Origin of the sequence: Bengtsoniella intestinalis (assembly GCF_039719005.1) — a bacterium.
GTDB classification, from domain to species: domain Bacteria; phylum Bacillota; class Clostridia; order Oscillospirales; family Oscillospiraceae; genus Oscillibacter; species Oscillibacter intestinalis.
In genome coordinates, this window is the sequence record NZ_CP133584.1 from 3,654,173 (window position 1) to 3,677,277 (window position 23,105).

Genomic DNA, 23,105 nt, shown 5'->3' on the forward strand with positions numbered 1-23,105 from the left:
CGCGCGGGCTTTCTTCGCCTCTCCCCTTGTAGGGGCGGCTATTAGCCGCCCGTGGAAATCAATTGCAATTTGCTTCACCCTGTTGGATTTGTCTTTTGATAGACTTTACCCACTCCGTGGGGGGCGCTCGCCGCGCGGGCGTTACTTTGCAAAGGGCGAATATACACTGTAAGTGCAACAGTAAAAAAATAAATGACTCATTGAGAAAAATCATGTATCATGGTGTTAGCGGACAACATGAAAGGAGATTCTCTCAATGAATCATTATCAACATCTTAACATAGAAGAAAGAGAAAATCTATTATTATTTTTGTATGAAAAGAAAAGTTTGCGCTTTATAGCCCAAGCGATGGGGCGAAATGTATCTACAATTTCTCGAGAAGTAAAACGAAATAGAAATCAAAATACAAAAGAGTATTCGGCGGTAAAAGCTGAGCAAAAATATCATGTACGACGAAAAAAATGTCGCCGCCACGCGAAGCTAGACAACCCAATTGTATATAAGAAAATCAAAGAGTTATTCATTGAGAAACAGTGGTCACCAGAAGAAATTCAAAACCGTTTATTCTTTGAAAATTCACCAATTCAAATCAGCTATACCACAATTTACAGGGCTATTTATGCTGGGAAATATGACACATTACAAGAGAAGAGATCGAAAGGAAATAAGGGCGCAAAACGGCATCTTCGACACAAAGGAAAGCCGAGAGGGCAAAAACCAAGAGGAAAAGTGGTGATTTCAAACCATTTAGACCAACGTCCAGATGCGGCCAACAAGCGAGAACGACTGGGTGATTTCGAAGCAGATACTGTAGCTGGCAAAAAAGGCGGTGCCTGCTTGTTAACGTTGAATGACCGATTATCACGAATTGTGTTCATAGCCAAATGTCAGAGAAAAATTGCTGCTGAGGTGGCAGAAAATATGATTGCTATTTTCTCTAAGCTGCCACCAGAAATGCGCCATACCATCACGCCAGACCGAGGCGTGGAGTTTACAGACCACGCCGATGTGACAGCAGCGCTAGGCATGGAGTTTTACTTCCCAAAACCGCATGCCCCGTGGGAGCGTGGAACCAACGAAAATAGCAACGGCCTCATTCGAGAATACATTCCCAAGCGCAGCGACATTGCACCATTATCCGATGCATTTATTCAAGATGTCGCCTACAAACTAAACACGAGACCCCGCAAATGCCTTGGTTGGAAAACTCCTCTCGAAGTCTTTTATAACAAAGTGTTGCACTTGACTTGACAATTCGCCAGATGCAAAGCAACCAAAAATCTTGCACGTGGCAGATGACCACGCGTGGTCATCTGTCTCACGTGCTCCCATTTTATACGGATGGTGGGTATGAGTGGGTGTGGTGCTATTGGGGCATCTGGCTCACATCCGTTCGGCTTATCGTGTGGGATGCGCGAACCAACGCTGATTGCTGCCGCACGTTTGTCGTCCGATGACGTTGTACCACGCGTGTAAAGTGCCTAAGATTGTGGACGTCGGTGGGTACGGTGGCGTTGGGTGGGGGTGACCTGCGGTCAGCTTGGCTTGTATGCAATGGTGTTCCCTGTAGGGGCGACCTGCGGTCGCCCGTGTTACCCAACACCACCAACCTATACCATACCCACGACCTAGGCACCCCAAAGAAATCGCAACATCTCAATCGCATCTCCCCATCAGGGCGAAGCCCGAAAGAATACTTCGCGTCAAATCAGGCCACTCGGTGCCGTTCAAAAGACCAAAGCACCCCAGCGATGAGCCCTCGCATAAAGCCCCTTTTTTCACTCGACCGCAGTCGTCGTGAAAAAATCGTTTTTTGATTCTTTTTGTCGATACAAAAAGAATGCCCCCACGGCAGTGGTCCGCCCCGAAGGGGGCAAAGCCGTCCGCAGGACACCCCCGAAGGGGCAAAAATCGCCGTTTTCACGGCAAAACCACCCCAAACCCATCCACCATTTTCCATATCAGAAAAAACTTGCAAAAAACTGAAAATAAGTGTTGACTTTTATCGAATGCCGTGGTATTCTAACTAAGCTGTCTCGAGCGGTTGCCCAAAAGGTGCTGCGACAGGCGTCGAAAGCTTTTCTCTTTCCTTTGAGAATTCGAAAAAAGTTCTTGACAAACAGCCATGTATCTGGTATGATATAAAAGTTGTCAGCGACGAACGAGAGCTTCGGTTCAAGTTCACCTGACCGTCGAAAACTTCAAAAACTTCCGAAAAGAAGTTGAAAAAAGTTCTTGACAAACGGTGTTGATTATGATAGAATAATCAAGTCGTCAAAACCGAACACGAACTTCTGGTTCAAAACTTTTGAAAAAAAGTTCTTGACAAACGGTTCTGGTTCTGGTATAATGATAACACTCCGCTGAACGGAAACGTCGGCGTGTACCTTGTAAATTAAACAATGTAACAAAAATTTTTAAAGCACCAACGGTAAGTGTTGTGAGTAATTACAACACACCGGAAAGTTGCCCGACAAGAGTTTGGTTGTGCGAACGAAACTGTGGATTAGTCAATTCTCTGCAGGACTGAGGTAACTATAAAAAAACTAATTAAGCTAGCAAAAGCTTGATAAACTGATTTGATGAGACTACGGTCTCTTTAAATACCATTTTATTGAGAGTTTGATCCTGGCTCAGGATGAACGCTGGCGGCGTGCTTAACACATGCAAGTCGAACGAGAATCTGTGGATAGAGACTTCGGTCAATTGAAGCAGAGGACAGTGGCGGACTGGTGAGTAACGCGTGAAGAACCTGCCTTTCAGAGGGGGACAACAGTTGGAAACGACTGCTAATACCGCATAATGTGCTTGGGTCGCATGGCTCGAGTACCAAAGATTTATCGCTGAAAGATGGCTTCGCGTCTGATTAGCTAGTTGGTAGGGTAATGGCCTACCAAGGCGACGATCAGTAGCCGGACTGAGAGGTTGACCGGCCACATTGGGACTGAGATACGGCCCAGACTCCTACGGGAGGCAGCAGTGGGGAATATTGGGCAATGGACGCAAGTCTGACCCAGCAACGCCGCGTGAAGGAAGAAGGCTTTCGGGTTGTAAACTTCTTTTATCAAGGAAGAGTAGAAGACGGTACTTGATGAATAAGCCACGGCTAACTACGTGCCAGCAGCCGCGGTAATACGTAGGTGGCAAGCGTTATCCGGATTTACTGGGTGTAAAGGGCGTGTAGCCGGGAAGGCAAGTCAGATGTGAAATCTGGAGGCTCAACCTCCAAACTGCATTTGAAACTGCTTTTCTTGAGTGTCGGAGAGGTAATCGGAATTCCTTGTGTAGCGGTGAAATGCGTAGATATAAGGAAGAACACCAGTGGCGAAGGCGGATTACTGGACGACAACTGACGGTGAGGCGCGAAAGCGTGGGGAGCAAACAGGATTAGATACCCTGGTAGTCCACGCTGTAAACGATGGATACTAGGTGTGCGGGGACTGACCCCCTGCGTGCCGCAGTTAACACAATAAGTATCCCACCTGGGGAGTACGATCGCAAGGTTGAAACTCAAAGGAATTGACGGGGGCCCGCACAAGCGGTGGATTATGTGGTTTAATTCGAAGCAACGCGAAGAACCTTACCAGGACTTGACATCCTACTAACGAAGTAGAGATACATCAGGTGCCCTTCGGGGAAAGTAGAGACAGGTGGTGCATGGTTGTCGTCAGCTCGTGTCGTGAGATGTTGGGTTAAGTCCCGCAACGAGCGCAACCCCTATTGTTAGTTGCTACGCAAGAGCACTCTAGCGAGACTGCCGTTGACAAAACGGAGGAAGGTGGGGACGACGTCAAATCATCATGCCCCTTATGTCCTGGGCTACACACGTAATACAATGGCGGTAAACAGAGGGATGCAATACAGCGATGTGGAGCGAACCCCTAAAAGCCGTCTCAGTTCGGATTGCAGGCTGCAACTCGCCTGCATGAAGTCGGAATCGCTAGTAATCGCGGATCAGCATGCCGCGGTGAATACGTTCCCGGGCCTTGTACACACCGCCCGTCACACCATGAGAGTCGGGAACACCCGAAGTCCGTAGCCTAACCGTAAGGAGGGCGCGGCCGAAGGTGGGTTCGATAATTAGGGTGAAGTCGTAACAAGGTAGCCGTATCGGAAGGTGCGGCTGGATCACCTCCTTTCTAAGGAGACTTCGAGAGATGAAATTGACTTCTCTTGTAACGTCCTAAGGTCAGCCGTTGAGCTAAAAAGAAGTAGTTACATTGTTTAATTTAGAGGGCACACGCTAGAGCGGTGCTTAGTCTGGGGGATTAGCTCAGCTGGGAGAGCGCCTGATTTGCATTCAGGAGGTCAACGGTTCGATCCCGTTATTCTCCACCAATAAAACTGGTGGTAGACAACGATATCTCCACCATATGGGCCTATAGCTCAGCTGGCTAGAGCGCACGACTGATAATCGTGAGGTCGATGGTTCGAGTCCATCTAGGCCCACCACTTTTAAAGTAATAAGTAATAGTGAATAAGAAATAAGTGTTGATTGAAATTTTTTCAACAGAGAGAATTTCAATGAGCATTTATGCTCTGAGTTGTCGAAAGATGACTAAAGAATGTACCTTGAAAACTGAACATTGTATCAAATTAAAGTAAAAGTAAGGCAACAGAAAGGTTCTGCGTGTTTTGATTTAATTAAAACATACAGAGAATTTTAGTTAAGATATTATTTAATTGTGGAACAACATCTGAAAAGATGAGGGTAACACATTACAATTTCAACGGAAGCGGATTTGCGAAAGCAAAAAAACTTCAAACAAAAAACTTTTTGATTGCCTGCATAATTCGAAAGAACGAAATCTAACTGAGATATCAGCTTAGTTTTCGATTGGTCAAGCTAAAAAGAGCGCAAGGGGAATGCCTTGGCACTGAGAGCCGATGAAGGACGCGATAAGCTGCGATAAGCTGCGGGTAGGAGCAAATATCCTTTGATCCGCAGATTTCCGAATGGGGAAACCCACATGGACAATATCCATGTAACGTGCATTGAATAAAATAGGTGTACGTGGGGAACCGTCTGAACTGAAACATCTAAGTAGGACGAGGAAAAGACATCAACAGAGATTCCGTAAGTAGTGGCGAGCGAACGCGGAAGAGGCCAAACCAGTGGATTTATTCATTGGGGTTTGGACTGACATAACGGTTAACTAGGTTAGGAGAATGGCATGGGAAGGCCATCCACAGAGGGTGAGAGACCCGTATCCGAAAACCGATGTTAATTAGTCAGTATCCAGAGTACCGCCGGACACGTGAAACCCGGTGGGAATATGGGGGGACCACCCTCCAAGCCTAAATACTACTCAGTGACCGATAGAGAAGCAGTACCGTGAGGGAAAGGTGAAAAGGACCCCGGAAGGGGAGTGAAAAAGAACCTGAAACCTTGTGCTTACAAGCAGTCAAAGCCCGTTAATGGGTGATGGCGTACTTTTTGTAGAACGGTCCGGCGAGTTATGGTAACTAGCAAGGTTAAGCTATTAAGTAGCGGAGCCGTAGCGAGAGCGAGTCTGAATAGGGCGTATGAAGTTAGTTGCTATAGACCCGAAACCGGGTGACCTACCCATGAGCAGGTTGAAGTGGCAGTGAAATGCCATGGAGGACCGAACCGACCCCCGTTGCAATGGTGGCGGATGACTTGTGGGTAGCGGTGAAATTCCAATCGAACTCGGAGATAGCTGGTTCTCCCCGAAATAGCTTTAGGGCTAGCGTTAACTTAGATTACCGGAGGTAGAGCACTGAATGAGCTAGGGGGCGATAAGCTTACTGAACTCTATCAAACTCCGAATGCCGGATAATTGATGGTTGGCAGTCAGACAGTGTGAGATAAGTTTCATTGTCAAAAGGGAAACAGCCCAGACCTACAGCTAAGGTCCCAAATATACACTAAGTGGAAAACGATGTGGAGTTGCGAAAACAACCAGGATGTTGGCTTAGAAGCAGCCATACATTAAAAGAGTGCGTAATAGCTCACTGGTCGAGTGATTCTGCGCGGAAAATGTAACGGGGCTAAGTGTATAACCGAAGCTTAGGATTGCACGTAAGTGTAGTGGTAGGGGAGCGTTCTGTACGGGGTGAAGTCGTAGCGTAAGCAGCGGTGGACTGTACAGAAGTGAGAATGCCGGAATGAGTAGCGAGAATTATGTGGGAATCATAATGGCCGAAAATCTAAGGTTTCTTGGGGAAGGTTCGTCCGCCCAAGGTAAGCCGGGAGCTAAGGCGAGGCCGAAAGGCGTAGTCGATGCACAGACGGTAGAAATTCCGTCGCCACCGAACACTTAAACCAGAAGGACACTTCAGACTAGTCGAACCCAGCCGTTGGTTGCGCTGGGCGTAAGGGACCGAAATATAGTAGGGAAGTCGATGAATATGGAGGCGAGAAAAGCTCTGGTGTATGCTAAGGTGCCCGTACCGCAAACCGACACAGGTAGATGAGGAGAGAATCCTAAGGCCAACGGGAGAAGGGTTGTTAAGGAACTCGGCAAATTGACCCCGTAACTTCGGAATAAGGGGAGCCTCGAAAGAGGCCGCAGTGAATAGGCCCAAGCAACTGTTTACCAAAAACACAGGTCTATGCTAAATCGAAAGATGACGTATATGGGCTGACGCCTGCCCGGTGCCGGAAGGTTAAGAGGAGAGCTTAGCGCAAGCGAAGGTTTGAATTGAAGCCCCGGTAAACGGCGGCCGTAACTATAACGGTCCTAAGGTAGCGAAATTCCTTGTCAGGTAAGTTCTGACCCGCACGAAAGGCGTAATGATTTGGGCACTGTCTCAACAGCCCGCCCGGCGAAATTGTAGTACTGGTGAAGATGCCAGTTACCCGCAACTAGACGGAAAGACCCCATGGAGCTTTACTGCAGCTTAATACTGGAAATTGGTGATTCATGTACAGGATAGGTGGGAGACTGAGAAGTTTAGCCGTCAGGTTAAATGGAGTCGCTGGTGGGATACCACTCTTGAATTACTGATTTTCTAACCTGCGGCCGTGAATCCGGTCGGGGGACACTGTTAGGCGGGCAGTTTGACTGGGGCGGTCGCCTCCTAAAATGTAACGGAGGCGCTCAAAGGTTCGTTCAGCACGGACGGAAATCGTGCATTGAGTGTAAACGCATAAACGAGCCTAACTGCGAGACTGACAGGTCGAGCAGTAACGAAAGTTGGAGTTAGTGATCCGGTGGTATGCAAGTGGAAGTGCCATCGCTCAACGGATAAAAGCTACCCTGGGGATAACAGGCTGATCTCCCCCAAGCGTCCACAGCGACGGGGAGGTTTGGCACCTCGATGTCGGCTCGTCACATCCTGGGGCTGTATTCGGTCCCAAGGGTTCGGCTGTTCGCCGATTAAAGTGGCACGCGAGCTGGGTTCAGAACGTCGTGAGACAGTTCGGTCCCTATCTGTTGCGGGCGTAAGAGATTTGAGGAGAGCTGACCTTAGTACGAGAGGACCGGGTTGGACGTACCTCTGGTGCACCAGTTGTTCTGCCAAGGGCATAGCTGGGTAGCTACGTACGGACGAGATAAACGCTGAAGGCATCTAAGCGTGAAACTTCCTTCAAGATTAGATCTCTCATCCTTTATGGAGTAAGGACACAGGAAGACTACCTGTTTGATAGGCCAGAGGTGGAAGCGCAGTAATGTGTGTAGCTGACTGGTACTAATAGTCCGAGGGCTTGACCTACAATATATGCAGGCAATAGCCTTATTCATAGCAATAAATTGATACAGTGTTCGGTTTTGAAGGTATAATTCTTCAACTGTAATAAGAAAATGTGGCGGTGGGACAACTTTTTCACTATTCACTCTTACTTATTACTTTAATTGATCCGCACCTTTAGCTCAGTTGGTAGAGCAACTGACTCTTAATCAGTGGGTCCCCGGTTCGAATCCGTGAAGGTGCACCAAGCAGATTGTTCTGGTGTAATTCATGTGAATTACACCAGGGCGACAGCTAAAGCGGTCAAACAATTCAATAGTGAGTGTTTATTAGGATGAGGGTCCACCTGTTCCCATTCCGAACACAGTAGTTAAGCTCATTTCTGTCCACAATACTTGGCTGGCGACGGCCTGGGAAGATAGATAACGCTCACACAGAGAAACCGATTTGCGAAAGCAAGTCGGTTTTTCTGCGTCATTTTGAGAGATTGGGAGCGTGGGAGCGTGGCTATAGATGTTTGGTTGCGATTAACACAGACAACAAATGGAATGCAATGTAATGAGACGGACGACCGATGTGACAATGCTACACAGATGCAGTGGTTGAGTGATTGTGGACGGTGTGTTGCACTTGGTTAACGGGAAGCGGTTTCACGATAAATGTGAGGGCATTCTTTTTGTCTCGACAAAAGAATCAAAGTCAAAACCACCAGCTGAGCTGGTGGCTTGGGATAGCCCTAGAAGGGCATGGTACTGACACACCCCTAAAGGGGTCCCGAATGGTCTGCCACGTGCATTACTGTTTCGGGCTACCCCTAAAGGGGTTTTTCTTATGCCTTGGTATTCTTGCTACCCGTGAACGGGTCTGTATACTCTTTCAGGCTCATTTGGTCTGCCATTTCATCTTCTTGCAGTTGCTTCTTTATGTACTCTTGTATTTGCTTTTTATTTCGCCCCACCGTGTCCACGTAATAGCCTCTCGCCCAAAAATGTCGGTTCCCATATTTGTACTTTAAATTTGCGTGCCTGTCAAATATCATTAAGCTACTTTTTCCCTTTAAAAAGCCCATTATTTGCGCTATACTGTATTTTGGCGGCACACTTATCAGCATGTGGATGTGGTCTGGGCAAGCTTCTGCTTCTATAATTTCTACCCCTTTTTGTTCGCATAATTTCCGCAGTATAAAACCTATGTCTTGCTTTATTTCACCGTAAATTGCTTGTCGCCGATATTTGGGCGCAAATACGATGTGGTATTGACAACGCCACTTAGTATGCGTTAGACTGTTAATGTCTTTCATGTGAAGACCTCCTCGATATTGTAAGTTAGGTTGGCAGACCTTGACTTTACTATATCGGGGAGCTTTTATTTTGTCCATAGCTATAAGCTTTTTATCCACTGGCAGAGCCAGTGGTTGTTGTATGAAAACGATTTTTTCACGGCGCTTGCGAGCGAGTGAAAAAAGGGGCTTTTACGGGGGTTCATTGTTGGGGTGCTTGGGTCTCTTGAATGGCATCCAGTGGCCTGATTTAACGAGAAGTATTCTGTTGGGCTTCGCCCTGATGGGGAACGATAGAAAGATGGTGCCATTTTTTTGGGGTGCCTAGGGTGTGGTGGGCAGTATAGTGTAGAGGCGTTGGGTAACACGGGCGACCACGGGTCGCCCCTACAAGGATACCATTGCACCAACCGACGTCCACAATCATAGGCATCTTCCATGCGTGGTGCCATGTTATCGTATGAGAAATGTGCGGCAGCAATCAGCGTTGGTACGCACATCCCACCCGATAAGCCGAGAAACGAACCCAATCGCACCGCACCCACTCACACGTACCATGTGGTGACAATGGGAGCACGTGAGGCGGCTGACCACAAGTGGTCAGCCGCCACGTGCAAGATTTTTTGTTTCTTTTGTATCTGGCGAATATACACTGTAAGTGCAACAGTAAAAAAATAAATGACTCATTGAGAAAAATCATGTATCATGGTGTTAGCGGACAACATGAAAGGAGATTCTCTCAATGAATCATTATCAACATCTTAACATAGAAGAAAGAGAAAATCTATTATTATTTTTGTATGAAAAGAAAAGTTTGCGTTTTATAGCCCAAGCGATGGGGCGAAATGTATCTACAATTTCTCGAGAAGTAAAACGAAATAGAAATCAAAATACAAAAGAGTATTCGGCGGTAAAAGCTGAGCAAAAATATCATGTACGACGAAAAAAATGTCGCCGCCACGCGAAGCTAGACAACCCAATTGTATATAAGAAAATCAAAGAGTTATTCATTGAGAAACAGTGGTCGCCAGAAGAAATTCAAAACCGTTTATTCTTTGAAAATTCACCAATTCAAATCAGCTATACCACAATTTACAGGGCTATTTATGCTGGGAAATATGACACATTACAAGAGAAGAGATCGAAAGGAAATAAGGGCGCAAAACGGCATCTTCGACACAAAGGAAAGCCGAGAGGGCAAAAACCAAGAGGAAAAGTGGTGATTTCAAACCATTTAGACCAACGTCCAGATGCGGCCAACAAGCGAAGACGACTGGGTGATTTCGAAGCAGATACTGTAGCTGGCAAAAAAGGCGGTGCCTGCTTGTTAACGTTGAATGACCGATTATCACGAATTGTGTTCATAGCCAAATGTCAGAGAAAAATTGCTGCTGAGGTGGCAGAAAATATGATTGCTATTTTCTCTAAGCTGCCACCAGAAATGCGCCATACCATCACGCCAGACCGAGGCGTGGAGTTTACAGACCACGCCGATGTGACAGCAGCGCTAGGCATGGAGTTTTACTTTCCAAAACCGCATGCCCCGTGGGAGCGTGGAACCAACGAAAATAGCAACGGCCTCATTCGAGAATACATTCCCAAGCGCAGCGACATTGCACCATTATCCGATGCATTTATTCAAGATGTCGCCTACAAACTAAACACGAGACCCCGCAAATGCCTTGGTTGGAAAACTCCTCTCGAAGTCTTTTATAACAAAGTGTTGCACTTGACTTGACAATTCGCCAGATGCAAAAGAAAGCCCCTGCGGCAGTGGCACCCCACGGAGTGGGAAAAGTACAAGATTGTAACTTATGGAATTTACAAAATTTCTTTTCTTTTTATGATATTTCTGGTATACTATTATAAATAATAAAATTTAAAAAGGCGGTATATATGAACCTTTGTAACTATGATGAAATCAGAGCTTTATTGGGGCGACACGGCTTCCATTTTTCGAAGTCCTTGGGTCAAAACTTTCTCATTGACCCTGAGGTGCCTTATGACATTGCTGCGAGCTCTTTAGCAGATGAAACTTGTGGTGTGCTAGAAATTGGCCCTGGTATTGGCCCATTGACAGAGCAGCTTGCCAAGCGTGCCAATAAGGTGGTTTCCATTGAATTGGACAGCGCGCTGTTGCCTGTTTTGGCAGAGACCATGGCCTCGTATCCCAATGTGGAAATCATTCATGGTGATGTATTGAAAATCGATTTAAATGCCTTGGCGTCGGACAAATTCCAAGGTCTGACCCCCATCGTGTGCGCAAACTTACCCTATAATATTACGTCACCCATTTTGGCAAAGCTGGTGGAAACCACGGCGTTTGAAACATTCACCGTGCTGATTCAGCGTGAGGTCGCTCAACGTATTTGCGCCAAGCAAGGGGATAGTGATGGCGGATCCTTCTCTTTGTTCATGCAGTATTACATGGAAACCGAGGTGCTCTTTGATGTGGCACCCGATCGATTTTTACCTGCCCCTAAGGTGACGTCATCGGTGCTAAGGTGTGTACGCCGCAAAAAGCCTGCTGTGGAAGTGGAGGATGAAGCTTTCTTCTTTAAGGTGATGCGTGGTGCCTTTTTACTGCGTCGTAAGACCCTGTGTAATTCTTTGGCCTCTGCATTGCCTAAGGTGGAAAAACCCCATGTGGCCGCCGCACTGGCAGAGCTAGGGCTATCAGAAAACATTCGCGGAGAACGGTTGACATTACAAAACTTTGCAGATTTGGCAAAGATTTTGGCACCCTATCAATAAGAAAACTCCCAGTTGCAAGTAATCCTTGCGACTGGGAGTTTTTTCAGTGATTGATTAGCTATTTTTTTCGCCCAAGGCGGACAAAGAGGTGGCTAGACCAGCCAGACCTTGGATTTCGGAAGGAATGATAATCTTGGTGGCTTGGCCATTAGCGGCGGAAGCAAATGCTTCCAGCGCTCTAATCCGTATCACTTGGTCGGTGGGTTCAGCTTCGTTGAGCATCCGCAGAGCATCCGCTTGGGCTTGTTCCACACGCAAAATAGACTCTGCTTCTGCTTCTGCAGCCATGATGCGAGAGCCTTTGTCGGCTTCTGCACGGAGCAAAATGGCTTGCTTATCGCCTTCAGCCATGAGGATTTGGCTTTGCTTGTGACCTTCAGCTTGCAGGATGGATTCACGGCGTTCTCGTTCTGCCTTCATTTGCTTTTCCATGGCATTTTGGATTTCCTTAGGAGGAATGATGTTTTTCAATTCCACACGGTTGACCTTGATGCCCCATGGGTCAGTGGCTTCGTCCAAAATAGCACGCATACGGGTGTTGATGGTATCACGGCTGGTGAGAGATTGATCTAGTTCCATGTCGCCGATGATGTTACGCAAGGTGGTAGCGGTCAAGTTTTCGATGGCGTTCATGGGACGTTCCACGCCGTAGGTGTACAGTTTGGGGTCGGTGATTTGGAAGTAAATCACGGTGTCGATTTGCATAGTGACGTTATCCTTGGTGATAACGGGTTGGGGGGCAAAGTCTGCCACTTGTTCTTTCATAGAGACCTTTTTGGACACACGCATGATGAATGGGATTTTCACGTGCAAACCAACAGACCACACCGTGTGGAAGGCACCTAAACGCTCCACCACATAGGCTTTGGATTGGGGAACAATTTGGATATTGGCAATAATCAGCATCATCACCAGTACAATAAAGACCAAACCTACAATCAATTCCATACTTTCTTTCCTCCTAAAAATAATTATTTTATCTTATTTTACTTGTTGCACATTGAGGGTAACCCCTTCGATGCTACAAACACGCACTTGTTCACCTTCGTCAATGTCGGTGTGATCCATGCTGCGGGCCGTCCATGTCTTGCCGTCGATGTATACGGTACCAACAGGGGTTAAGATCTCTGTGACTGCACCAGTCATGCCAATTAATCGGTCCACATTGGTTGGGATAACATCTTTGGTGCGCCATTTTTTCACCAGTGGACGGGTGGCAATGAGCGCGATGCCAGAGCCTAACACGAACACGGTTAATTGTGCTGTGGCCGAAACACCAAACAAGGACACCACGAATGCTAGCACAGCACCCACTACAAACCAAATGGCAACCAGACCTGTCACCATGGCTTCTACCACGGCGAAGAGGATTACGGCTCCCAGCCAGAGCCAACTCATATATTCCATTTTTCGTTCAACTCCTTTGCTGTAGTATGCTATTAGTATAGCAGATTTTCTGGGGAAAGCAAGATATCTAGTCGCAATCACCAGTATTTAACAAAACTTAACAATTCAGACATGATTTGGCCAAATCACGGACAACAACGCTGGCCAACAATAGCCCTGCAGTGGCTGGTACCCAAGGGGTGGAGGCAGGTACACTTCTACGGCCTGGGGCAGGGGCTTCTGTGGCAGGAGCGGTGTTGGCTGGTTCTTCTGGGCTGAAGACCACTTGGAGGTGATGGATGCCACGGCTGCGCAGTTCTTTGCGCATGACCCGTGCCAAAGGGCAACCGTAGGTTTTAGAAATGTCGGCCACTTGCAACAGTGTGGGGTCAAGCTTGTTGCCAGTGCCAAGACAAGTGATGAGAGGGATTGCCAAGCGGTTGGCGGTTTCTACCAAGTCTAGTTTGCAGGATACCAAGTCGATGGCATCTACAATATAGTCGTAATGACAACCAGCAGGGAAGAAGGTGTCACGGTTTTCGGCATTATATAGACCCACAATGGGGTGGACAATGAGTTGGGGATTGATGTCTAGCAGGCGCTGGGCCACGGCAGTGGCTTTGTCTTGCCCAAGGGTGGAGTGGAGGGCTTCTAGTTGACGGTTTAAGTTGGTCAGCGCCACGGTGTCGCTGTCTACCAATGTTAGCGCACCGATACCTGAACGAGCCAAGCATTCTGCCACATAGCTTCCCACTCCGCCCAGTCCAAAGACAATGACATGGGCATTGGTTAGAATTTGATGGCCTTGTTCACCCCAGAAGAGGGTGTTACGAGAAAAGGGATGTTCCATAATGTCTCCTTATTTGGCAAGAAAAGGGGGGAGCACAAAAGTGGCTAGCCACTTTTGTGCTCCCCCTTTAAATTGCAATTGGTTTACAGAGTGGAGCCAACCAGAGCCAAACCGTCTTCGATGGGCACGATGTCCATTGCGGTTTGCAGTTCGTTATACCAAACGGTATAGTCAGCTTCTGCTAGGGTTGCGCTGATGGTGGCTTGCCAGTAGGGCAGTTCAAAGCCAGAGAAATACATGATGTGATAACCGTATTCGGTTTCGACAATGCCAGAGTCGCCCACTTGGCGGGTTTCATCGAAGCACCAGTTTTCAAAGGCTTCCACCATTTCGCCCTTTGCCACCATGGAGTATAGGCCACCAGTGGTGTTAGAGCCGGGATCTTCGCTGTAAGTGTTGGCCAAGGTGGCGAAGGAGTCTTCGCTTTGGTCGCCAGCTAAGAATTCATCGTAAATGGCTTGGGCATTTGCCAGAGCGGCGGCATCCAAGGCAGCGACTTCAGCTTCGTAGCCATCATCACCGCTGATCAAGGTGCCGGTGGCAGGCATCAGCAGAATATGGCGCACGTCGATGAGGTTGTAGTCTTCAAGATAGCGATCATGGAAAATCACAATGTAGTACACGCCATAGTCTTCATCCACCAAGATGGAAGAATCCCCAGTTTGACGGCTTTGGTCAAAGAGCCATTCGGGCACAGCGCCAGCGCCATATGCAGTAGTGGTGGAGCTTTGATAGACGGCTAAGTCGCTGGAAGTGGCAACGTCAGCAAGGGAGGCGCCAGCGGTGTAATCTTCATACATTTGTGTCACGATGGCTTCGGATTCAGCCAAGGCGGCAGCGGTCATTTCCTCGGTGACTTCAATGGCATTACCATCTTCGTCCACAGTGGGTACAGGGTTGTACACATAAAGATATTCGCATTCTACCATGTCATAGTTGTCAGGATATTCCTCATATGTGGCTTGCAAGGTGGCTTCATCATAGATGAGGCTATCTACGAAGGCATAGGAGTAAGCCTCGGCTTGCAAGGATTGTTCCAATAGTTTTTCGTACAGCTCAAGGGTCATGGTAGACCCGTAGAGGGATTGGAGATATTCTTCGCCGTCGGCATAGCCGTAGTAGGGGGCGTACATCTCGATTTCGGCCAAATAGGCTTGCTTGCTTTGTTCTATAGTGTCGTCAAAAACATAGCCAGCAGCTTCGGCTTCTTCCAAAATGGAGATGATGGTTGCCATTTGAGACATACCTTCTTCTAAGAAATATTCATACCAAGTGGCAGTGCCGTCCATAGAGTATTGCTCTTTCAGGCTGATAGAGGTGTCTAGACCAAAGTAGCTCAAGTAGGTAGAGTAGGAGGAGACGAAAGATTGATACGTATTGATTACGTGATAGTTTAGCTCAGCGGCAGAATAGTCTACGCCGTTGATGGTGACAGCATTGGTGGAAGCGGCGGTAATGGCTTCGGCAGACACTTGGGTCTCTTCCTTGGAGCCAGAGCTTAGGGCGATGGCTGCAACGCTAGCAATCACTAGCACAGCGGCGATGATGATGTACTTAAAGCTGCTTTTCTTGCCAGCAGGAGCTTCTTCAGTGGTAGCTTCAGTGGCAGTTTCTTCGGTGGTTTCTTCTACTTTGTCAATAGAGGGTTCGGGGACAACCTCTTGGGCAGGGGTAGGGGTTGTGCCGTCTAATTCCTCTTGGAGTTCTTGTTCGTTTGGATTCATATTCATTGGTCCTTTCCATTCACTTTGTGCTTGTGCTGAGACGATAGCACACTTGCATATTATACTGGATTTTCCAAGACAGTGCAAGGAAAACTTGCAAGATTAGCTTTAGAGTATCAAATAAGTCTTAAATTTGGCTGAAAAGGGCGACCCGTTTGGGTCGCCCTAAAGGGAGGTGTATTAAATAGAAGCGCCTACAAAGCCCATGCCGAAGTCGTTGGTTTCCACGGTGATAGAAGCGGTGAGGGCGTCAAACCAAGCGGTGTAATCGGCTTCTAGCAAGGAAGCGGAGACCACAGCTTGCCAGTAGGGCAGGTCATAGCCACAGAAATACATCACGTGATAACCGTAGTCGGTTTCGATGATGCCAGTGTCGCCCACTTGGCGGCTTTCGTCATAGCACCAATCTTCAAAAGCGGTGACCATTTCACCCTTGGCAACAGCTTCATACAAACCACCAACGGTGTTGGAGCCAGTGTCTTCGCTGTAGGTGTTGGCCAAGGTGGCGAAGGCGTCTTCGCTTTGGTCGCCAGCCAAGAATTCATCATAAACAAATTCAGCTTGTTCCAAAGCGGCGGCGTTCAATTCAGCCAATTCTTCTTCATAGCCTTCGTCTGTGCTGGTCAAAGAGCCAGTGGCAGGCATGGTGAGAATGTGACGGACGTTGACCAGATCATAGTCTTGGCGATAGCGGTCTTGGAATTCCACCAGATAGTACATACCATAGGAGGTGTTTTCCAACACGGCAGAGTCGCCAGCTTGGCGGCTTTCATCAAAGAGCCATTCAGAAACGGTATCGTCAGCGGAATAATTGGTGGCATAGGAACCACCATAGGTAGCCATGTCGCTGGATTCAGCCAGTTCAGACAAGGATGCACCAGCGATGTATTGCTCGTACAGGCTGTCGGCTTCTGCTTTGGCTTCTGCCAAGGCGGCGGCGGTCATTTCATCGGTGACTTCGATGGTGTTGCCATCTGCGTCGACAGAAGAAGCGGGATTATAAATGTAGAGGTATTCGTGGTCAATGGTATCGTAAGCGGCAGGGTTTGCGGCATACGTGGCTTCCAAAGTAGCCTCATCATAGACCAGGTTGTCTTCATAGGCGTAGGAGTAGGCGGTGGCCTTTAAGCCTTGTTCCATCAACTCGGTGTACAGGTCTAAGGTCATGTTGGCGCCGTACATACCCACCAGATAATCATCCACATCGCTATAACCGTAGTAATAAGCATACATGGAGATTTCAGACAGGTAGAGTTCCATATCGGTGGCGATGGAGTCATCAAAGACATAGCCAGTGGCTTCGGCTTCTGCCAGCACAGCCACCACAGAGGTCATTTGATCAATCCCTTGTTCCAAGAAGTAATCATACCAAGTGCCAGTGCCGTCCATGTTGGTTTGGCTTCTCAGGCTAGAGGAAGTGTCGAGGCCGATGTAGGCGATGTAGTCAGAATATTCGCTGACAAAGGATTGGTAGCTGTTGACCAGATAGTAGTTCACTTCAGCAACAGAATAGTCCTCGCCATTGATGGTGAGAGCGGTGGCATTTTTTTCGATGATGCCAGAATTCCACACCACAGCGGCAATGCCCACTAAGACAAAGACAATGGCGATGATGGAGTACATGAGGTTGCTTTTCTTAGCCTCAATTTCTGCTTTGCTCAAGGGTTGGTCGGTTTTGTTTTTCTTACTCATTACGTGTAGGTCCTTTCCATTCTATCAAGGGCGGTGCATTTGTCAAAAAGATAAAAGCACACTTGCATATTATACTGGATTTTCCAAGACAGTGCAAGGAAAACTTGCAAGATTACAATTAAAGTAGCAAATTAGCCTTAAATTTGGCTGAAATATCGGGGGGATAGGCGTAAAAAAACGTCCGTATGGACGTTTTAAGGGCATCTTAAGAAAGTGCCTCGCAGAGACCATGTGAACCCCGTCATAACCTGCACCTTATGGTCAGGTGGGTTGTCTCCAACATGGTTCATCGCTTCCAACATCCAACCGCAAACGGCAGTCGGGAGGCCTGCGATCCGCATATTGATCCGACGGTCCCTTATAACGACTTTGTAGAGTTAAAAAAAGGTTCTCATAGTCTCTGCAAGGCACTTTTTAATAGCATAAAGGAAAATTGCAAAAAAAGCAAGGGGAAATTAGTCTTCTTCGTCTTCCTCTAAAACTTCTAAGAACAGTTCAAACACAGCTTCTGCTTCTTCTTCACTGTCACAGGTGGAGAGTAATTCTTCGCCATTTTCTTCAATGACTTTGAGAATAATCAAACCAGCGTCGTCCTCTTCTAGTTCTTCGTCTTCTGTTTCCACAGGGAAAAAGGCACGGTATTCTTGGCCGTTGTATTCTACAGAAGCGATGTATTCAATGATGTGCTCGGTGCCTTCCTCATCGGTGATGGTTAGAAAGGTTGCGCCAAAATCTTCACTCATATCAGGATGTCTCCTTCCGTTGTAGTATGCCCACAGTGTACAATACATTGGGCACAATTGCAAGAGGGATATGTTTGCTTTTTTTCAAAATTTTGAATTTTAAACAGGATAATATTAAAATAATATAGGCAAACTGTTACCAGATTGTATTTTTTTGATAGCAAATCACACTTTTTTATGGTTGACAAGGATGATATAATGATATAGAGTGTGTCTATTTATCTAATCAGATTGGGATATATTATTTAGAAAAGAAGGAGGTGCTTGCTATGGAACAACAGCATGCACAGCCAGAGAAACGGCCACGTCGCCCTAAAAAGCGCAAACGCCATATTTTTAGGAAGATTGCCTTTTCTCTGTTTTCACTATTGCTCATTGGTTTGATTACCGTGGGGATGTTGGCATGGCTCTTTATGTCCTATGTACAAACTACATTGGCGCCAACATTGCAAGTCAACGCCGACGATTACACCATGAGCCTGAGCTCCATTATCTACTATCAAGACAATGATACCGATGAATGGGTGGAGCTACAAAAACTCTATGGCACAGAAAACCGCATCTGGGTGGACATTGAGGAAATGCCAGACTATATGTGGCAATCGGTGGTGGCCATTGAAGACGAACGGTTTTTCACCCACAACGGCGTGGACTGGAAGCGCACTGCTGGGGCAACGGTGAATATGTTTATCAGTATGTCTGACACCTTTGGTGGCTCTACCATCACCCAACAGCTACTGAAAAATATGACCGGTGACAATGACGGTACGGTCAACCGCAAGGTGCGAGAAATTTTCCGTGCCTTGGAGTTTGAGAAAAACTACACCAAATTTGAAATTTTGGAGTTGTATCTCAACACGGTGTACTTTGGCAACAACTGCTATGGGGTGCAAACGGCGGCTCAGTTCTATTTTGGTAAGGATGTGAGCGAGTTGACGGCGGCAGAGTGTGCCTCAATCATCAGCATCACCAACAACCCCTCTATGTACAGTCCCATCCGTACCTTGGCGGATAACACAGGGTCGGTCATTGGCTATGAGTTGAACGAAACCAATGTTGTGCGCAATAAGAGCCGTCAAGAATTGGTGCTGAAAAATATGTGGGACCCTGAAACAGGCCTTTGCTACTTGACAGATGAGGAGTACGAAGCGGCCAAGAACCAAGAATTGATGTTCTTGGAAGACGTGCGCTCTGTAGAAGAAGTGGTGGCAGAAGCCATGGAAGACGCATCTGAGGATGCGGTAGAAGCTTCTGTGGAAGTGATTGTGGGGGACACTGTCCTCTCTACCACCACCACGGAGGGCAAGTACAATTCTTACTTTATTGATGAAGTGTTCCGCAATGTGCGTGATGACTTGGCAGAAGCCAAGGGCATTAGTGCAGATGCGGCCACCACACTACTATATAATGGTGGCTACAATATTTATACCACCATGGATTTGGAAATCCAGTGCATTGCCGAATCGGTGTATGAAGACCGTTCCAATTTGGATGTTACATCCTATAGTGGACAGCAATTGCAATCGGGTATCACCATCATTGACCCCTATACAGGGGATGTGGTGGCTCACGTGGGCGGCATTGGTGAAAAAGAAGGGAACCTGACTTGGAACTATGGGGCAGGGACCCGTCAAGTGGGTTCGTCTATCAAACCGTTAACTGTGTATTCTGCGGCCTTAGAATCTGGGGCTGTGACCCCAGCGTCTGTGTTTGATGACTACCCCGTGCGTGAGTTAAATGGGAGCTATTGGCCTAAAAACTCGCCCACCACTTACAAGGGCATGACCACGTTGTCCAACGGTATTATCAACTCTATCAACACCATTGCCGTGCAAGTGGTGGAGCAAAATGGGTTGCTCAATGCCTATACCTTTGCCACAGAAAACTTGAAATTGGGGCTGGTGCCTGCTGATATGGCTGTGTCACCCCTTGCCATGGGTGGCTTGACCTATGGGCTGTCTACCATTGAAATGGCGGCGGCGTATGCTTCTTTTACCAACCAAGGTATTTACAATGAGCCACGGTTCTACACCTTGGTGACAGACAGTGAAGGCAATGTGATTTTGGATAACACCACAGAAAGTTCTGTGGCGATGAAGGAAACCACCGCCTACTTCATTAACACCATGCTGACCAATGCGGTCAGCTACGGTACAGGTACCTCCGCTAAGTTTAGTGGCATGACCATCGCTGGTAAAACTGGTACCACCAGTGAAAACTATGACCGTTACTTTGTGGGCTACACACCCTATTATACGGCGGCGGTCTGGACTGGTTACGACTCCAATGAAAAAATCACCTATTCTGGCAACCCAGCCATCACCATGTGGAAGCTGATTATGGAGGAAATCCATCAAGATTTGGAAAACACCTCCTTCTTTAAGCCAGACTCTGGTTTGGAATCGGTGACCATTTGTGTGGACAGTGGCTTGCTGGCCACTGAGGCTTGCGCCCTTGACCTGCGTGGGAGCCGTGTCCAATCGGTGACAGTTGCCGCTGGCACAGCACCCACAGAGTACTGTGATTGCCATGTGGCAGTGCAGTATTGCACCGTGAGCAACACTTTGGTGGGCTATACGGCTCCAGAAAAGGTACAAGCCACTGATGAATTTGGGGTGATTATTCCTGACTTGTGGGTGGAAACTGGAAACACCATTGTGCTGGGTGCCAACTGTTCTAGTGACACCATTGCCACAGCTAGTTTGCTAGACATTACCCGTGTGGATTATGGGTCTGGTGTGGTGGCGCAGGACAATGAGTATTTACTGTCCACGTGGATTGCCCGTGGGGATTGCACCATCTGCCAAAGCGTTGCTGACACTGGTGATACAGGTGTGGATTTGGATGGCGATGGTCAGCCTGATATCGACATCGATTATAGCAGTGATGGCGACCTCAGTGGGTTGACCCAAGAGGAACGGGACGCCTTGTTGGCGCAAAATGCTGCTGACAATGATAATGACGAAGAAGAGGGCGACGACACAGCTGTTTCCACAGAAGACCCCACTGGCGGCTTTGGTGATGCCAGCATCAACCTCTGGAATGAAATCTGGGGTTAAGCCAAACTGTACAATATTACTAACAGCCACGGCACTTTCTGGTGCTGTGGCTGTTGTTTTTCACGGCGAAGTGAAGAGCTGTTCTGGTTTTTTGTGTAGATTGACAGTTTTTAGGGGTGTATTGAGGTGGAAATTTCATGAAATGAAGGGTGATATTTTGACTAAAAAGGTTGCAAGTACTGGGAAAATATGATACTATGAACGACGATGAAAGACATTTGACCGTGGAAGGTGGACGCTTATGGGTAGAGAAACAAAATATTACATCGTATCGGCAGAGGCGCTGCCTGAGATTTTTGTTAAAGTTGCAGAGGCCAAGCGGATGATGCAAACTGGCGAATGTGACACCGTGGGCGAGGCCACCCAGATGGTGGGCATCAGTCGTAGCGCATTTTACAAATATAAAGATGCAGTGCAACCATTTAACGATTTAAAGACCCAACGAATCATTACATTCTATGGTTCGTTGAAAGATGCACCTGGTGTGCTGTCTTCTGTTTTGGGCTGTTTTGCCCAATCTGGTGCCAATATTTTGACCATCAACCAGTCCATTCCTGTCAATGGTTGTGCTGGGGTCACCATTGCGGCAGAAACTTCCCACATGGTGGAAAGTTTGGAAACCCTGCTAGACAACGCTGAAGGCATCGAAGGCGTTGTGAAGTTTGAAGTGTTGGCAGGGGGCTAATGGCGTGATAACAATCCTTCGGGATTTTTGAATCATAATCTAAAATTTATAAAAAGCGAGTGTAAGGAACATGAACATTGCAATTATGGGCTTTGGCGTGGTAGGCACTGGTGTTGCCAAGGTAACAGAAGTAAACGCAAAAGAGATTGAAAAACGACTGGGCTTTCCTGTTTATGTGAAAACCATCGTCGATGTACGGACATTTGAAGGCCAGTTTGCTGACCGTGTGGTTGCAGATTTTGCCATCGTGGAAAACGACCCTGAGATTTCTCTGGTGGTGGAAACCATCGGTGGTGTGGGTGTAGCCTATGCCTTTACCAAGCGTGCTTTGGCCGCAGGGAAGCACGTGGTTACTGCCAACAAGCAACTGGTGGCAGAACACGGCTCTGAACTGTTGGCTCTGGCCAAGGAAAACGGCGTGCAATACCTGTTTGAAGCCAGCGTAGGCGGCGGTATCCCCATTTTGCACCCACTGGTGCAGTGCATGGGCGCCAACCAAATTGAAGAAGTGTGTGGGATTCTAAACGGTACCACCAACTATATTTTGACTTCCATGGTGTCTGATGGCGTGAGCTTTGAAGATGCACTGGCTGCCGCTAAGGCAAAGGGGTATGCAGAAGCTGACCCCACTGCCGACGTGGAAGGCATTGACGCTGGTCGCAAAATCTGTATTTTGTCCAATCTGTCTTACGGGTATCAAACCCGTCCAGAAGTGGTGCCCATGGAAGGCATCACCAAGATTACATTGGACGATGTGCGCATTGCCCACGACGCTGGCTATGCCATCAAATTGGTGGGTCGCACTGTGCGCCTAGAAGATGGCGACCGCACAGCATATGTTGCCCCCCATCTGGTGCCCCACAGCCATCCTCTGGCCCACGTGGAAGATGTGAATAACGCTGTGGTTGTCCGTGGCAACGCCACTGGCGACGTGATGTTTTACGGCAAGGGCGCTGGCGAAATGCCCACCGCTTCTGCCTGCGTGTCTGACGCCATGGAAGCCTTGGCTGGTTACGGCACCCAACCCACTTGGAGCGAAGAAACCGGCGGGTTCCAAGACCCCAAGGTGCTCAAAACCCAATATTATTTCCGCATTGACGGTAGCTTGAGCGATGCCGCCCAAGCCTTCCATCAAGTGAGCGTGCTACAAGAAGGCGCACAAACCGCCTTCTTGACTGAAGAAATCAGTGGCTATGAAGCAGAGGAAGGCGCCAAGGCATTGAACGTGCTGGCACAAATGCGTGTACTAGGCGCAAGCAAATAAGGAAGGATCAAC

At 47.7% G+C, this 23,105-nt stretch carries 13 protein-coding genes, 3 tRNA genes and 3 rRNA genes; 12 read left to right on the forward strand and 7 right to left on the reverse strand.

Going from position 1 to position 23,105, the window contains the following annotated elements; translation table 11 throughout:
- Window positions 1-256: 256 nt before the first annotated feature.
- From RFF05_RS17395 to rrf, 7 genes are all read left to right on the forward strand, one after another.
- A complete protein-coding gene (locus RFF05_RS17395; protein WP_409967264.1) occupies window positions 257-1,252 on the forward strand; it encodes an IS30 family transposase in 996 nt (331 codons plus the stop codon).
- A 1,359-nt stretch (window positions 1,253-2,611) separates the two neighbouring features.
- Window positions 2,612-4,140, forward strand: a 16S ribosomal RNA gene (locus tag RFF05_RS17400).
- A 123-nt stretch (window positions 4,141-4,263) separates the two neighbouring features.
- Window positions 4,264-4,339 (forward strand) — tRNA-Ala (locus RFF05_RS17405).
- A gap of 37 nt (window positions 4,340-4,376) precedes the next feature.
- Window positions 4,377-4,453: transfer RNA gene (locus RFF05_RS17410), tRNA-Ile, on the forward strand.
- Window positions 4,454-4,840: 387 nt separating this feature from the next.
- Window positions 4,841-7,681, forward strand: a 23S ribosomal RNA gene (locus tag RFF05_RS17415).
- A gap of 147 nt (window positions 7,682-7,828) precedes the next feature.
- A tRNA-Lys gene (locus tag RFF05_RS17420) sits at window positions 7,829-7,904 on the forward strand.
- A 71-nt stretch (window positions 7,905-7,975) separates the two neighbouring features.
- Window positions 7,976-8,091, forward strand: a 5S ribosomal RNA gene (gene rrf, locus RFF05_RS17425).
- The 16S, 23S and 5S rRNA genes sit together here with 3 tRNA genes alongside, the layout of an rRNA operon.
- Before the next feature lie 395 nt (window positions 8,092-8,486).
- Here the strand turns inward: rrf and tnpA are convergent.
- Complete coding sequence (gene tnpA / locus RFF05_RS17430; RefSeq protein WP_409967221.1) at window positions 8,487-8,957, reverse strand: IS200/IS605 family transposase; 471 nt, start codon at window positions 8,955-8,957, stop codon at window positions 8,487-8,489.
- Window positions 8,958-9,678: 721 nt separating this feature from the next.
- Here tnpA and RFF05_RS17435 point away from each other — a divergent pair.
- Together RFF05_RS17435 and rsmA are read left to right on the forward strand one after the other, a co-directional pair.
- Window positions 9,679-10,674: an IS30 family transposase gene (locus tag RFF05_RS17435; protein WP_409968268.1), complete on the forward strand. Its 996-nt coding sequence runs from the start codon at window positions 9,679-9,681 to the stop codon at window positions 10,672-10,674.
- A 158-nt stretch (window positions 10,675-10,832) separates the two neighbouring features.
- The gene (gene rsmA / locus RFF05_RS17440; RefSeq protein ID WP_409968269.1) at window positions 10,833-11,690 is read left to right on the forward strand and encodes a 16S rRNA (adenine(1518)-N(6)/adenine(1519)-N(6))-dimethyltransferase RsmA; all 858 of its coding nucleotides are present in this window, start codon (window positions 10,833-10,835) and stop codon (window positions 11,688-11,690) included.
- 54 nt (window positions 11,691-11,744) lie between these two features.
- Here rsmA and RFF05_RS17445 read toward each other — a convergent pair whose 3' ends face one another.
- The 6 genes from RFF05_RS17445 to RFF05_RS17470 form a co-directional block, all read right to left on the reverse strand.
- Window positions 11,745-12,638 carry an SPFH domain-containing protein gene (locus RFF05_RS17445; protein ID WP_409968270.1) on the reverse strand — a complete coding sequence of 298 codons (894 nt, stop codon included), beginning with the start codon at window positions 12,636-12,638 and terminating at the stop codon, window positions 11,745-11,747.
- A 33-nt stretch (window positions 12,639-12,671) separates the two neighbouring features.
- A complete protein-coding gene (locus tag RFF05_RS17450; protein ID WP_409968271.1) occupies window positions 12,672-13,097 on the reverse strand; it encodes an NfeD family protein in 426 nt (141 codons plus the stop codon).
- Between the two features lie 97 nt (window positions 13,098-13,194).
- Window positions 13,195-13,926, reverse strand: a complete 732-nt coding sequence (locus tag RFF05_RS17455) for a ThiF family adenylyltransferase (protein ID WP_409968272.1) — start codon at window positions 13,924-13,926, stop codon at window positions 13,195-13,197.
- A gap of 83 nt (window positions 13,927-14,009) precedes the next feature.
- Complete coding sequence (locus RFF05_RS17460; RefSeq protein ID WP_409968273.1) at window positions 14,010-15,650, reverse strand: peptidylprolyl isomerase; 1,641 nt, start codon at window positions 15,648-15,650, stop codon at window positions 14,010-14,012.
- Window positions 15,651-15,830: 180 nt separating this feature from the next.
- Window positions 15,831-17,342: a peptidylprolyl isomerase gene (locus RFF05_RS17465; RefSeq protein WP_409968274.1), complete on the reverse strand. Its 1,512-nt coding sequence runs from the start codon at window positions 17,340-17,342 to the stop codon at window positions 15,831-15,833.
- Between the two features lie 455 nt (window positions 17,343-17,797).
- Window positions 17,798-18,085, reverse strand: a complete 288-nt coding sequence (locus RFF05_RS17470; RefSeq protein ID WP_409968275.1) for a DUF1292 domain-containing protein — start codon at window positions 18,083-18,085, stop codon at window positions 17,798-17,800.
- 269 nt (window positions 18,086-18,354) lie between these two features.
- On the opposite strand from RFF05_RS17470, the gene RFF05_RS17475 reads away from it, so the two are divergent.
- From RFF05_RS17475 to RFF05_RS17485, 3 genes are all read left to right on the forward strand, one after another.
- On the forward strand, window positions 18,355-21,144 hold the full coding sequence (locus RFF05_RS17475) for a transglycosylase domain-containing protein (RefSeq protein WP_409968276.1): 2,790 nt from the start codon (window positions 18,355-18,357) through the stop codon (window positions 21,142-21,144).
- A gap of 241 nt (window positions 21,145-21,385) precedes the next feature.
- On the forward strand, window positions 21,386-21,829 hold the full coding sequence (locus RFF05_RS17480) for an ACT domain-containing protein (protein ID WP_409968277.1): 444 nt from the start codon (window positions 21,386-21,388) through the stop codon (window positions 21,827-21,829).
- Window positions 21,830-21,899: 70 nt separating this feature from the next.
- Window positions 21,900-23,093, forward strand: coding sequence for a homoserine dehydrogenase (locus RFF05_RS17485; protein WP_409968278.1), 1,194 nt, complete (start codon window positions 21,900-21,902; stop codon window positions 23,091-23,093).
- Window positions 23,094-23,105 lie beyond the last annotated feature (12 nt).

Excerpts from the sequence above, each read along its gene's own strand:
- RFF05_RS17455 (WP_409968272.1), bottom strand. The coding sequence starts at position 13,926 with ATGGAACATCCCTTTTCTCGTAACACCCTCTTCTGGGGTGAACAAGGC.
- tnpA (WP_409967221.1), bottom strand. The coding sequence starts at position 8,957 with ATGAAAGACATTAACAGTCTAACGCATACTAAGTGGCGTTGTCAATAC.
- RFF05_RS17475 (WP_409968276.1), top strand. The coding sequence starts at position 18,355 with ATGGAACAACAGCATGCACAGCCAGAGAAACGGCCACGTCGCCCTAAA.
- RFF05_RS17445 (WP_409968270.1), bottom strand. The coding sequence starts at position 12,638 with ATGGAATTGATTGTAGGTTTGGTCTTTATTGTACTGGTGATGATGCTG.
- RFF05_RS17480 (WP_409968277.1), top strand. The coding sequence starts at position 21,386 with ATGGGTAGAGAAACAAAATATTACATCGTATCGGCAGAGGCGCTGCCT.
- RFF05_RS17435 (WP_409968268.1), top strand. The coding sequence starts at position 9,679 with ATGAATCATTATCAACATCTTAACATAGAAGAAAGAGAAAATCTATTA.
- rsmA (WP_409968269.1), top strand. The coding sequence starts at position 10,833 with ATGAACCTTTGTAACTATGATGAAATCAGAGCTTTATTGGGGCGACAC.
- RFF05_RS17465 (WP_409968274.1), bottom strand. The coding sequence starts at position 17,342 with ATGAGTAAGAAAAACAAAACCGACCAACCCTTGAGCAAAGCAGAAATT.
- RFF05_RS17460 (WP_409968273.1), bottom strand. The coding sequence starts at position 15,650 with ATGAATCCAAACGAACAAGAACTCCAAGAGGAATTAGACGGCACAACC.
- RFF05_RS17470 (WP_409968275.1), bottom strand. The coding sequence starts at position 18,085 with ATGAGTGAAGATTTTGGCGCAACCTTTCTAACCATCACCGATGAGGAA.
- RFF05_RS17450 (WP_409968271.1), bottom strand. The coding sequence starts at position 13,097 with ATGGAATATATGAGTTGGCTCTGGCTGGGAGCCGTAATCCTCTTCGCC.
- RFF05_RS17395 (WP_409967264.1), top strand. The coding sequence starts at position 257 with ATGAATCATTATCAACATCTTAACATAGAAGAAAGAGAAAATCTATTA.
- RFF05_RS17485 (WP_409968278.1), top strand. The coding sequence starts at position 21,900 with ATGAACATTGCAATTATGGGCTTTGGCGTGGTAGGCACTGGTGTTGCC.